This window comes from Bartonella sp. AC62GZZY, from assembly GCF_042196525.1.
In the GTDB taxonomy this organism is placed as follows: domain Bacteria; phylum Pseudomonadota; class Alphaproteobacteria; order Rhizobiales; family Rhizobiaceae; genus Bartonella.
This window is the reverse complement of record NZ_JBHIQN010000006.1, coordinates 47,429-59,758: the sequence shown is the minus strand read 5'-3', so window position 1 is coordinate 59,758 and position 12,330 is coordinate 47,429. Positions and strand designations below refer to the sequence as shown.

Here is a 12,330-nt window from a genome sequence, read left to right as displayed (position 1 = left end):
CCAATAACACCCAAAAAGGCACCATATACATCATTTTATATCAATATAAAAAGCTTATATTTCACGACAAATAGAGCAATAACCGCTATAAGGATCTCCAATCCTATCAATTTGATACCCCGAAAAATTCTGGGAAAATGCCTAAAAAATCAATAAACAATGTTCTTTCTATAATTTGACATTTGTCAAAATCCGCTAAATATTTCACTGTCTCAAAAGCAGCCCAAAAACCAGCAACAACATTTACGGATCTATTAAAGTATTCATATCATTTTGCTTAATAGTCTTAACACACTCAAGCTCATTAATATCCTTCATAAGCTTCTCATTCTAAAACAGGCATATCATCTGGTTTTACCTAAAATAATAAGCAACCAACAACAGTATTGACCATAGCTAAAGCAGCACACAACAGCCCCCTCTTCAAATTGAAGACAGCTTGTTTAAAAAAACGACACACCCTTTTTACTTCAACCTTATGCGATTTTTACCTCAACCTTGCCCAAAGCGTGTATGAATATAATCACTCAAAAGCGCTTCAAATTCTTCAGCAATGTGATCACCCCGCAAAGTTTTTACCTTTTGTCCCTCAATAAAAACAGGAGCCGCTGGACTTTCCCCCACTCCAGGCAAAGAGATTCCAATATCCGCATGTTTTGACTCCCCCGGTCCATTGACGATACATCCCATCACAGCCACCTTCAAACTTTCAACCCCAGGATATTTTTCACGCCAAACGGGCATATTTTTGTGTAAATCCGCTTCAATTTTTTGTGCCAATTGCTGAAATACTGTCGAGGTCGTGCGACCACATCCAGGACAAGCAGCAACAACAGGCAAAAATTGTCGAAACCCCATTACTTGCAAAAGTTCTTGTGCAACTTTGACTTCTCGTGTTCGATCACCACCAGGTTCAGGGGTTAATGAAATTCGTATCGTATCACCAATCCCTTGCTGTAATAAAATGCCCAAAGCCACCGAAGAAGCTACAACCCCCTTTGTTCCCATCCCTGCTTCTGTCAAACCCAAATGGAGTGCATAATCACAACGCTCTGCCAAGGCAATATAGACAGCAATAAGATCTTGGACATCACTCACTTTAGCAGAAAGAATAATTTTATCACGTCCCAATCCTAACTCTTCTGCTAAAGCAGCCGAAAGCAAAGCCGACTGAACAACAGTTTCCCGCATCACTTCAGCCACAGATAAGGGTTTTTCTTGCTGTGCATTTTCATCCATAAGCCGTGTTAACAACGCATTATCAAGAGAACCCCAATTCACACCAATGCGAATAGGTTTATGATACCGACAAGCAATCTCTATAATTTCCGCAAATTGGCGATCTTTTTTTGCACCAAAGCCAACATTTCCAGGATTGATGCGATATTTTGCAAGCGCCTCAGCACACGCAGGATGCTCTGATAAAAGCTTATGACCAATATAATGAAAATCCCCCACCAATGGGATAAAAAAACCTAACCTCTCCAATCGCTCCCGTATTTTTGGGACAGCAGCTGCTGCTTCATCGCGATCAACAGTAATCCGAACCAATTGAGACCCAGCTTGCCAAAGAGCAGAAACCTGCGCAACAGTTGCATCAACATCCGCTGTATCTGTATTGGTCATTGACTGGACAACAATCGGGCTCTCCCCCCCAACGATCACATCACCAACAGCAACACCAACAGACCGACGACGCTCAAGTGGTTTAGATAAAGGATAGGTCGTACTCATCAAGTCCTCAAATTTTTAAAACCTGCGCTATCAATCATCGTTTATATCGACTTCCTCCGCGCTTCAAAGGACGAAAATTACACCGCCCACCAATCTTAACAGATTGCTCTCAAAAGGTTCTACCTACTAACACTGATGCAATACAATTCATAGGTGGATTCATTCTATAGACGCACCGGATAAGTTCTACTACTTCTGTTCAAGTTTATACTTCTACACTTGGTTGCTTCAAAAAGAAACTGAAACAAAACAGAGACAATACTGTATTTTTAAGTTGCATGCCGATACCTTACATCAATGTCATCACAAAACAGTGTTTTACAACACAACAGATAACGCCTAACAAAGCGCAATTTTTAAAAATGCATGAAAGACATCGCCAAATTAATCCAACATATTGATTTGTAATAATCTATTTTTTACAAATTTAAATGGCAAACCCAAATATCGTAAGATTTCCTCATTTTAAATCTTCTTAATTGAATCAATCAATGCCACTCCCTACAGCCACAAGAGAATAGATAGATAAAAATTTCTTATAAACTATTTCAAGTGCCAAAAGTTATCCCAACACTTTAAACAAACAAAAAAATGAAGACATCGCCCACCATCTTTATGAATGAACCTTACACCATTTTGTAAAAATTTTTACCTTACATCCTTAACAAACACCATCACGAAATGAACTCGAGTACATTAAAAAATGCCTCATTAAACCCAAACTCTTAACTATCATCTCACCCACGCGCGGCATGATCAATGCAACCTTTCAATTTTCAAGCCGTTATAGCAAAACCCCAAACACAATTCCAACGATCATGCAACAATTTAACATATGAAGGAGTCAATAAATGTGTCTATTTTCACCCCATAGAAAAAATGCTAAAATTAAAAAACGTATAGCACAATTAAAAAGAGAGCTGGTTCCCGTAAATTATTGGAGTTCTCAAAATGATAGCTTTGAAAACATTTCTGAGCTGTTTAACACATGGAAACAAAAAGGCCGTCACGCACTTTATCACCTCAACGAACATGCTACAGAATTAAAGAAAAAAGCGAAAGAAAATCCTAAAAAAACCCTCGCATTAGCAGCAGGAGTCGTTTTAGTAAGCTTCTTGCTGATCCGTAAAAATTAATAACACAAGCAACAACCTCCCCTTTTAATGCCCGACTCAAAACGGGCATTTTTATGGTTTACAAAATATAAACTTTACGTCTTCCTCCTAACTTTACGCCCTCTCCCAAAAGGATAAGTTTTTCATCCGCCTCATCCGTCTTTGACTTCCTCCCCACACCTCAAAGAATGGAGATTCCTACCAGTCACCGGACTGTCAACAGTCCAGCATCTCTCGGCAGGCTTCACCTGCTGACCATTTACGCGGTTCACTTTATAGGCGCGATAGACAAGCCCTGCCCTGAATACTGATCACGATATCTAAAAAACACTTAATATGTAAAGCTTGTAATGCCTTATATCACCGCTCTAAAAAACGCTGTTTTACGGCATAACAGGATAATCCAACTTTTTATCTCGCAGACTCTTCCGCTGTCCACCCATGTGGTTCGTATCACCTCACCTCAAAGGACAGTGTTGCTAGAAACTACAGGCACACAGCTTTCAATATTCCATCCCTCTACTACTGAGTTACTTCAAAAGAAATAGAAACGATTAAAAATGCGTGCGCTTTAATGTTCTAAAAAGCATTATTTTACAGCATAACAAATAAGAACTTTAAGAGCTTTAAAAGATGTATCATAACAAACCAAACGAAATCTTCCAACGTAAACAACCACTTGCTATAAGTAAATGACGCAAAAATTAAACTGAAAAAACCCAAAATTTTATCCTCCAGAATCGACCCGTTGCGAAGTATCTACATACGTAACCACGGACATCCCAGGAATGAGCTTTTCAATTCCTTCCTGCCCAGGATCTAAAGCAATCCGTACTGAAATACGTTGCGCAATTTTGATAAAATTACCAATAGTTGTATCTGTTTTTAACAATGAAAACTCTGAGCCTGTAGCAGGTGCAAAACGAACCACACGCCCTGTTAACTTTTTGTTGTTCAATGCATCAACAGAAAAAACAACCGGTTGTCCCACACGCATCTGAGAAAGTTGCGTTTCCTTATAATTAGCAATAATCCAAATATCATCAGAAATAACAGAAACCAATTGTGTCCCCGGCATAACATATTGCCCTACCCGCGCTCCAACTAATCCAATATAGCCTGTTCGAGGAGATAAAATCTTTGTGTGATCGAGATTAAGTTTTGCTAACTCAACACTCACCTTTGCTCCCGCAATTTCTGACTGTAAACTTTGCCGTTCAAGATTTAATTGTTTTTGCAATTGTCGTTTTGTTTCCAATGCCGTCAAAAGTTGTGAAAGAGGACGAGAAACAGAACTTGCCGTATCACCAAAACCTAACTTTTTACTTTCAGGGACAATATTGGAGAATGCTCGTGAACGCGCCAATTCGACTTCTGCAGCATTAATTTCGCCCTGCAAAAGCTGTGCTTGCAATTCAATACTTGCTAGTTTTGCATTTTTTGAATCGAGAATAGCCTGTGCCCGTGCAAACTGCTGACGAAAAAGAGAATCATCGAGCTCAAAGAGCAACATTCCCTTTTCAACGCGTTGATAATCTTGCACATAAATCCGCGCGATCACCCCAGAGATCTGTGAACTAACCAGCGTAACATTGCCCTTAATGGAAGCATTATCCGTTATTTGGATGTGACTCACAAAAGGAGGAAGTCTCCAAGCCCATAAAATCAGTAAAACACCCGTAATACCTGATAGGAATGCAATAATTGTAGCTTTTGATCGTAATGCTTTTATCATTTTTTGCACCCCTCTTTCTATGACATTACTCTACTTTTCTAATGCTCGCAAAGAGCATGACTTAACAATCATTGTGACAAGAAAAATAACGAATGCAATCATTGAAATATAAAAATAAAGCCTAAAAACGTCATCATAAGCAAAAATATTTGCTGTTAACTTAAATTTTTCTATCAACATAGAAGTACCCTGCTCGCTCCCCAAGCCATTGGGAACAGAGACACCATAAGAAGGTGAAAACAAAGTATTCATCTCACCAGAAATAAGTGGATCAGTAACAACAATATTTTGTGTTAAAGACTCAAAGTTCTTATGGGCAAAATAAAACTGTAGGCTGCCAAAAAAAGCAGACCCCATCAATCCCCCTGTCACTTGCGTTAACAAAAAAACAGCAATAAAGCTTAAAACATAACGCGGACCTCTCTCACCAGCGAGCACAAACCCTTTGAAAAGAGCAGGCGGCAAAAACAGTGCATAACTAAAACTCACCAATCCTTGGCTCAACATCATATCTTGCGGACGCGTTAAATGGTTTACACGACTATCTAAATAAGCTCCCAGCGCCAAACAACCCAAAGATAACAAATAAAAATAATCCTCACGCCCCGCTCGTAAAAAAAAGACGCAAACAGCTCCCCCTAACAAAATACCTAGTACCACAGCAAGATACATGGGCGCCATCTCACGATTAAGCAAACCAAAAAGATTAAAAAAGCCTACGGGCAAATTTGACCGTTCTAACAAGAAAACATGAAAGATAAATAAAATAAAAACAGATTGGACCATTTCCTTACTGAAAATCCACCGGAGATCAATCAACGGTTTTTCTCTATTAAGCTCAATAATAATAGCAATAGCCAATGAGAAAATGGCAAGTGCGAGCCCCCAACCAATCCATGGTGCTTCATACCACCAATACAATATGCCAACAGACATAATCACGGCATTTAATCCAAGACCAAGAGCAATCAAACCATAGCTTATCCAATCTAACTTTTGAATCACCTTACTGCGAACAACAGGCGTTAGGGGCAAAGTATAGATACAAACCAAGCTGATGAGAACCAATCCCATTTCCAGCGCGGAAAGACTGGAAAAACCACCATGTTCCAGCAAATCAGGAGAAATCAAACGTGATAAAGGTGCCGCTAAAGCAGCATTCATATAATTCAAGCTAAGACCAATAGTAAACTTCTTTGCTGGAGCAAAAGCCTCCATCATATAAAGCAGAGCAAGCGAAGCCAAAGGTGCAGCAGCAATCCCAGCGAAAAAGCGAATAATCAATGCAGAACGCAAATCCGTAACAAAGAGCTGTAAAACACAAACCAAAACGAAGCCAAGGATTGATAATTCAGCAAAAGCGCGCAACCCAAATTGATAGCGAATTTTGATCAACATAATCGCTATACTTACATTTGGCGCCATATAAGCCGCTACCAACCATGTTGTCTCGGTCAAAGTTGCGTGAAAATCACCGGTCAGATGGACAATGTTAGACTGAACAATATTAGCCCCTAAACCATAAGCCCATTGCAAAATAAGAGAAGCCAAAATATAAACAAAGCACTTTGGCAAAGGCCCTGCAAAAACACGACCAGGACGAGGAAAAGGTTTTCCGCTCCTTTTAGCAGACACAACCGTACTCTTTTTCCCGCTCATGTCACCTTTTCCTGTCTACCCTTGCTACGCCTCTATCAACGAAGAACCATCAGCTGACAATTGCTGGAAAAAAGCCTCTATTTTATGTTTATCCTCATCACTTGCTCCCCCCTTTAACGTCGCTTGAACTTGCAAAATCTGCTGTTCTAATACATCAAAAGAAAGATGCTCTACAGCCACAACATGCTCTACCAATAAAGAGCAGCCTGAAAAGGTAATATTTGCAACACCTCCACATACAGCAAATAATTTCTCACCTAAAGAAGTGCGAACACGAACACTGCCCAACACAATACTTGCCACCAATGGCGCATGATGCGCCATAACTGTTAAAGAACCTGAGGCTGAAGGAAGAACAACAGACACGACCTGATCTGAAAACACAATTTTTTCAGGCGATACAAGCTCAAACAAAAAATGCTCTTCTCTATTGTTTTCCACAAAAGTCTCCACAATACCCGATATAAGGACTTTCCGTTTTTTTCAACGACTCGTCCTTTTTAACGACAAAATATTCATGACAGTTTTCTTCTTAATAAGAAATTTCCTACTAAGAAGCCTCTGCCATAAGACGCTTTCCTTTTTCAAGTGCTTCATCAATCGAACCAACCATATAAAAAGCAGCTTCTGGCAAATCATCATAATCGCCAGCACAAAGACCTTTAAAACCTTTGATTGTCTCTTCTAAAGGGACGAGTTTTCCCGGTGAACCAGTAAAGGCTTCCGCCACATGGAAAGGTTGCGAAAGGAAACGTTCAATTTTACGTGCCCGTCCCACCAGCAATTTGTCGTCTTCAGAAAGTTCATCCATTCCAAGAATAGCAATAATATCCTGAAGTGCCCTATAACGTTGTAAAATAGTTTGCACTTGACAAGCAACCGTATAATGCTCTTCCCCCACAATCAATGGATCCAACATACGCGAGAAAGAGTCAAGCGGATCAACCGCTGGATAGATTCCCTTTTCAGCAATAGAGCGCGAAAGAACTGTCGTTGCATCCAAATGGGCAAAAGACGTTGCGGGTGCTGGATCTGTCAAGTCATCTGCAGGAACATAAATCGCTTGAACAGAGGTAATAGAGCCTGTTTTTGTACTGGTAATACGTTCTTGCAAAGCCCCCATATCCGTTGCCAAAGTTGGCTGATACCCCACAGCAGAAGGAATACGCCCTAAAAGAGCAGACACCTCAGCTCCTGCTTGCGTGAAACGGAAAATATTATCCACAAAGAAAAGAACATCTTGTCCTTCATCACGGAAACTTTCCGCAATTGTCAATCCTGAAAGAGCCACACGCGCACGTGCTCCTGGGGGTTCATTCATTTGCCCGTAAACAAGCGCACATTTTGATCCTTCCGTTGAACCATTATTCTCTCTTGGATTCACATTCACGCGACTTTCGATCATTTCATAATAAAGATCATTTCCTTCACGCGTACGTTCTCCCACACCAGCAAATACGGAATAACCACCGTGTGCCTTTGCAATATTGTTTATAAGTTCCATAATGAGAACGGTTTTTCCAACACCAGCACCACCAAACAAGCCAATTTTACCCCCTTTAGAATAAGGAGCTAACAAATCCACGACTTTAATACCAGTGACGAGAATTTCTGAAACCGTTGATTGCTCAACATATTCAGGCGCTTCTTGGTGAATAGAACGCGTTTTAGTTGCAGGAATTGGTCCCACATTATCCACCGGCTCTCCAATCACATTCATAATACGTCCCAATGTCGCTTCTCCTACAGGAACGCTAATTTGCGTTCCTGTATCCACAACCTTTTGGCCCCGCATCAGACCATCAGTTGTATCCATAGCAATCGTACGCACAGTATTTTCACCCAAATGCTGAGCAACTTCCAACACCAAACGATTGCCTAAATTCTCTGTTTCCAAAGCATTGAGAATATTTGGCAATGCGCCTTCAAATTGCACATCAACGACAGCACCAATAACCTGCTTGATCACACCAACAGCGCCTTTTGCCTGCTCTTCTTTTTTTGCGGATATATCTTTTTTTACAGGCGTATCTTTAGCTGCACTACGCGCAGATGCAGACGAAGCCTTAACACCCGCTTGAGATTTCGAAGCGGCTTTTTTCACGCTGGAACGAGCAACTGGTTTCTTTTTTTCACCTTTTTCTGTTCCTTTGCTTGAGGTTACTGCTTTTACCATCAATCCTTACCTTTTCCATTTAAAGCGCTTCAGCGCCCGCAATAATTTCGATCAATTCTGTCGTAATCTGTGCCTGACGCTGACGATTATAAGCCACCGTCAATTTATTAATCATTTCACCTGCATTGCGCGATGCATTGTCCATAGCCGTCATCTTTGCGCCCATTTCACCAGCAACATTTTCCAACAAAGCCCGAAAGATTTGCACTGAAAGATTGCGTGGCACAAGCGTCTCTAAAAGAGAAGCAGCATCCGGTTCATACTCATAAACAATCGATTGAGATCCCTTACTATGATCGGTTTGCTCTACAACATCTATGGCCTCAACAACTGCTTTTGGAGCAATCATTGGAATCAAACCAAAAGCTGTCGGTCGCTGATTAATGACGGAAACAAATTCAGAATAAAACAGCGTACAGACATCGAAAGCGCCATCATTGAATAAATCAACAATCCGTTGACTAATCATCACCGCCTCTGCAAAACTAATTCGCTTTACAGCATGCAAATCGATGTGATCAATTATCAAACCTTTGTAATCACGCGATAAAATATCCGCACCTTTTTTACCTACGGTAATAATTTTCACTATTTTACCAGATGCCAACAGTACTTTAATCTGTTCACGTGCACGACGAGCAATTTGCACATTAAAAGCACCACACAAACCGCGCTCAGCAGTACATACTACCAGGAGATGCACATCATCTCGCCCTGTGCCTCGCATAAGAGCAGGTGCATCAACACCATCCACATCAGCAGCGACACTGGTCAAAATATCAGCCATTCTCTTTGCATAAGGACGAGCAGACTGCGCCGCCTCTTGTGCACGATGTAACCTTGCTGCTGCAACCATCTGCATAGCTTTAGTAATCTTTTGTGTTGCTTTAACCGAAGCGATACGGTCTCTAAGATCCTTTAGTGAGGCCATTCAAGCATTCCATTAATTCATCACGAAAAATTTTTCGCATAAGTGTTAAGAACCGTCATCAACTTATCTTTCAGCTCGTCTGTTAACTGCTTTTGCTCAGCAATTGCCTTTAAGAGATCTTGATAATCACTCCGCAAAAGCACCAAAAGCCCCTGCTCAAACCGCGCAACATCAGAAACCGCTAGAGAATCAAGATAGCCATTCACACCCGCGAAAATAACCACCACCTGTTCTTCTGTTTTGAGTGGAGAAAATTGTGGCTGCTTTAAAAGCTCAGTCAAGCGTGCTCCTCGATTCAGCAGACGCTGGGTTGACGCATCCAAATCAGAGCCAAACTGCGCAAAAGCTGCCATTTCACGATATTGCGCCAATTCACCTTTAATCGAGCCGGCAACCTGTTTCATCGCCTTAATTTGTGCAGCAGAACCAACACGCGACACAGAAAGACCAACATTTACAGCGGGACGAATTCCTTGATAAAACAAATTAGTCTCTAGAAAAATTTGCCCATCCGTAATCGAAATCACATTTGTAGGAATATAGGCGGAAACATCATTTGCTTGCGTTTCAATGACTGGCAAAGCTGTCAAAGACCCAGATCCATTTTCTGCATTCAACTTCGCAGCCCGCTCTAAAAGACGCGAATGAAGATAGAAAACATCTCCCGGATAAGCTTCACGACCTGGAGGACGACGTAACAAAAGAGACATTTGACGATAAGCCACCGCCTGTTTTGACAAGTCATCATAACCGATCAAAGCATGTTGCCCATTATCACGAAAATATTCGCCCATAGCACATCCGGCAAGAGGCGCAATAAATTGCAATGGCGCTGGATCAGAAGCGGTTGCTGCCACAATAATAGAATATTCCAGTGCTCCACGTTCTTCCAAAACTTTAACGAACTGCGCCACCGTCGAACGTTTTTGACCAATAGCGACATAAATGCAATAAACTTTGTCTTGTTCTCGTCCAGCCTCTTTTTCATGAAAAGGCTTTTGGTTTAAAAATGTATCGAGCAAAATCGCTGTTTTTCCTGTCTGGCGATCACCAATCACTAATTCACGCTGCCCCCGTCCAATGGGGATGAGTGCGTCAATCGCTTTCAATCCGGTCGACATCGGTTCATGCACAGACTGACGCGGAATAATTCCAGGCGCCTTAACATCAACACGACGACGTTCTGTTGCTTTAATGGGTCCCTTACCATCGATAGGATTTCCCAATGCATCAACCACACGCCCAAGCAAAGCGGGACCCACAGGAACATCCACAATAGCACCCAATCGTTTTACACAATCCCCTTCACGGATATCGCGATCTGAGCCAAAAATGACCACACCAACATTATCAATTTCCAAATTGAGAGCCATACCGCGCACACCGTTTGGAAAAGCAACCATTTCCCCTGCTTGGACATTATCCAAACCATAAACGCGGGCGATACCATCCCCAACAGAGAGAACCCAACCAATTTCTGAAACCTCAGCCTTTTGGTCAAAGTTTTTGATTTGCTCTTTTAGAATTTTTGAAATTTCAGATGGTCTAATATCCATCAGCTGACCTCTTTTTTCAATGCAAGCTTAAGCGAAGACAATTTTGTTAGAAGGGACGTATCAATTTGAGACGCCCCCACACGAACGATTAATCCACCAAGAATCGTTGGATCCACAATGATGTGTAGCAAAACTTTTCCCCCGACGACACTTTCCAAAGCCTCACACAATTCTTGTCTTTGTTGAGAACTTAAGGAGCGCGCAGAAATAATTTGTGCTGTTACTTGATTACGAGCGCGTGCAACACAACGTTGAAAAGCATGTAAAATACCAAATACGGCACTAAGCCTACGGTTTGCTGCAATAACGCGTAAAAAATCACCAATAACCTGTCCTGCGTTTTTATCAGCAAATTTGATGTTTTCACAAATAGATTGCATCACCTTAATTTGCTCTTTGACTGAAAAGAATGGACTGAGCACAAAGCGTTTTAAATCTTCATTTTGCTCCAAGACAAGCAAAATTTTTTCCACTGCCTTTTCAACTTTTTCAACGTTTCCCGCTTCTTGAACGCAATCAAAAAGCGCTTGCGCATAGCGTTGATCTACCAACGGCAGCGGTATGAGAGAAAATGAATCCGACACGAAATACCGCCTCTTTCCCTTGAGCGACTCTCTGATAGTTATCAGATGAAATGAAACAGACACTCTCTATTTTAAGAATCTTCTTCTTAAAACCTAGAACAAAAATCTCTTGGTTTCTAGCATAGACATAACTGACTCGCAACACCACAAATCGCTGCTTTTTAAAAATTTTAATAAAATATTCAAAATATTTTTAAAAAGCATTTTTTTAGATATACAGGATGGCATCATAGTTTTTTTATGCCTCTTTTTGACATTCTCTGAGCGATTTTTTTCACTCTCTTTAATTTTACTCCCAATGCTCTTTCCACCCCCAAAAAACGGTTCTTCCTTAACATTAAAGATCAGCCTCTTATCACCATAAGAGCTTTCGCGAGAAGCAACTATGCATTGCCTCACACTTTTGTTTATTGCGTTCTAGAATGGGATTACATCCCTCACGAGAACAGCACGCCATTGGGTTGCAATTTAACAGGCTTATTTTAAAGAGACATCTCTCAAAGCTCCCAAGCCCATTTATGACAGCACCCATAAATGGTATAGTAAATCCATTGAGCCCCCATCTTTACGCTTATGAAGAAACAAGCGTTCCCCACACCACACACTTTGCCCAGTTCCCAATATTGCGACAGCCCTTGGCATTAGAGACGATTCATAAGAAGCACTTTTACTCCTTATCTTCTATAGTTTCACTCCACATACTCAATTCCCGCTTGTTATGTACAAGCGAATAATTTTGATTGATTTAACATACACAGGTTTGAAACGAGAGAAGCTTACGATATTCGAAACTCTCATTCAACATACAAAACAATGCATTATCCTTATAAACAAGGCTGC

9 protein-coding genes are annotated in these 12,330 nt (G+C 41.0%); 1 reads left to right on the top strand and 8 read right to left on the bottom strand.

The genetic code is table 11. From position 1 onward, the window contains the following. Positions 1 to 492: 492 nt before the first annotated feature. Positions 493 to 1,734 (bottom strand): flavodoxin-dependent (E)-4-hydroxy-3-methylbut-2-enyl-diphosphate synthase, encoded by a 1,242-nt coding sequence (gene ispG, locus ACFIML_RS05425; RefSeq protein ID WP_375606576.1) that lies wholly within the window; start codon positions 1,732 to 1,734, stop codon positions 493 to 495. Between the two features lie 851 nt (positions 1,735 to 2,585). Between ispG and ACFIML_RS05420 the strand changes: the two genes are divergently transcribed. Then, positions 2,586 to 2,870, top strand: coding sequence for a hypothetical protein (locus ACFIML_RS05420; RefSeq protein ID WP_375606577.1), 285 nt, complete (start codon positions 2,586 to 2,588; stop codon positions 2,868 to 2,870). A 706-nt stretch (positions 2,871 to 3,576) separates the two neighbouring features. Here ACFIML_RS05420 and ACFIML_RS05415 read toward each other — a convergent pair. From ACFIML_RS05415 to atpH, 7 genes are all read right to left on the bottom strand, one after another. Continuing rightward, the gene (locus ACFIML_RS05415) at positions 3,577 to 4,584 is read right to left on the bottom strand and encodes an HlyD family secretion protein (protein ID WP_375606578.1); all 1,008 of its coding nucleotides are present in this window, start codon (positions 4,582 to 4,584) and stop codon (positions 3,577 to 3,579) included. A 30-nt stretch (positions 4,585 to 4,614) separates the two neighbouring features. Continuing rightward, a complete protein-coding gene (locus ACFIML_RS05410) occupies positions 4,615 to 6,243 on the bottom strand; it encodes an MFS transporter (protein ID WP_375606579.1) in 1,629 nt (542 codons plus the stop codon). Positions 6,244 to 6,267: 24 nt separating this feature from the next. Further along, a complete protein-coding gene (gene atpC, locus ACFIML_RS05405) occupies positions 6,268 to 6,684 on the bottom strand; it encodes an ATP synthase F1 subunit epsilon (protein ID WP_375606580.1) in 417 nt (138 codons plus the stop codon). Between the two features lie 109 nt (positions 6,685 to 6,793). Then, positions 6,794 to 8,419, bottom strand: coding sequence for a F0F1 ATP synthase subunit beta (gene atpD, locus ACFIML_RS05400; protein WP_375608611.1), 1,626 nt, complete (start codon positions 8,417 to 8,419; stop codon positions 6,794 to 6,796). Positions 8,420 to 8,438: 19 nt separating this feature from the next. After that, positions 8,439 to 9,350 carry a F0F1 ATP synthase subunit gamma gene (locus ACFIML_RS05395; RefSeq protein ID WP_375606582.1) on the bottom strand — a complete coding sequence of 304 codons (912 nt, stop codon included), beginning with the start codon at positions 9,348 to 9,350 and terminating at the stop codon, positions 8,439 to 8,441. 20 nt (positions 9,351 to 9,370) lie between these two features. Then, a complete protein-coding gene (atpA, locus tag ACFIML_RS05390; RefSeq protein ID WP_375606583.1) occupies positions 9,371 to 10,906 on the bottom strand; it encodes a F0F1 ATP synthase subunit alpha in 1,536 nt (511 codons plus the stop codon). After that, a complete protein-coding gene (atpH, locus tag ACFIML_RS05385) occupies positions 10,906 to 11,490 on the bottom strand; it encodes an ATP synthase F1 subunit delta (RefSeq protein ID WP_375606584.1) in 585 nt (194 codons plus the stop codon). Before atpH ends, atpA begins: the two co-directional genes overlap by 1 nt. Positions 11,491 to 12,330 lie beyond the last annotated feature (840 nt).

Excerpts from the sequence above, each read along its gene's own strand:
- atpA (WP_375606583.1), bottom strand. The coding sequence starts at position 10,906 with ATGGATATTAGACCATCTGAAATTTCAAAAATTCTAAAAGAGCAAATC.
- atpD (WP_375608611.1), bottom strand. The coding sequence starts at position 8,419 with ATGGTAAAAGCAGTAACCTCAAGCAAAGGAACAGAAAAAGGTGAAAAA.
- ACFIML_RS05410 (WP_375606579.1), bottom strand. The coding sequence starts at position 6,243 with ATGAGCGGGAAAAAGAGTACGGTTGTGTCTGCTAAAAGGAGCGGAAAA.
- ACFIML_RS05395 (WP_375606582.1), bottom strand. The coding sequence starts at position 9,350 with ATGGCCTCACTAAAGGATCTTAGAGACCGTATCGCTTCGGTTAAAGCA.
- ACFIML_RS05415 (WP_375606578.1), bottom strand. The coding sequence starts at position 4,584 with ATGATAAAAGCATTACGATCAAAAGCTACAATTATTGCATTCCTATCA.
- ACFIML_RS05420 (WP_375606577.1), top strand. The coding sequence starts at position 2,586 with ATGTGTCTATTTTCACCCCATAGAAAAAATGCTAAAATTAAAAAACGT.
- ispG (WP_375606576.1), bottom strand. The coding sequence starts at position 1,734 with ATGAGTACGACCTATCCTTTATCTAAACCACTTGAGCGTCGTCGGTCT.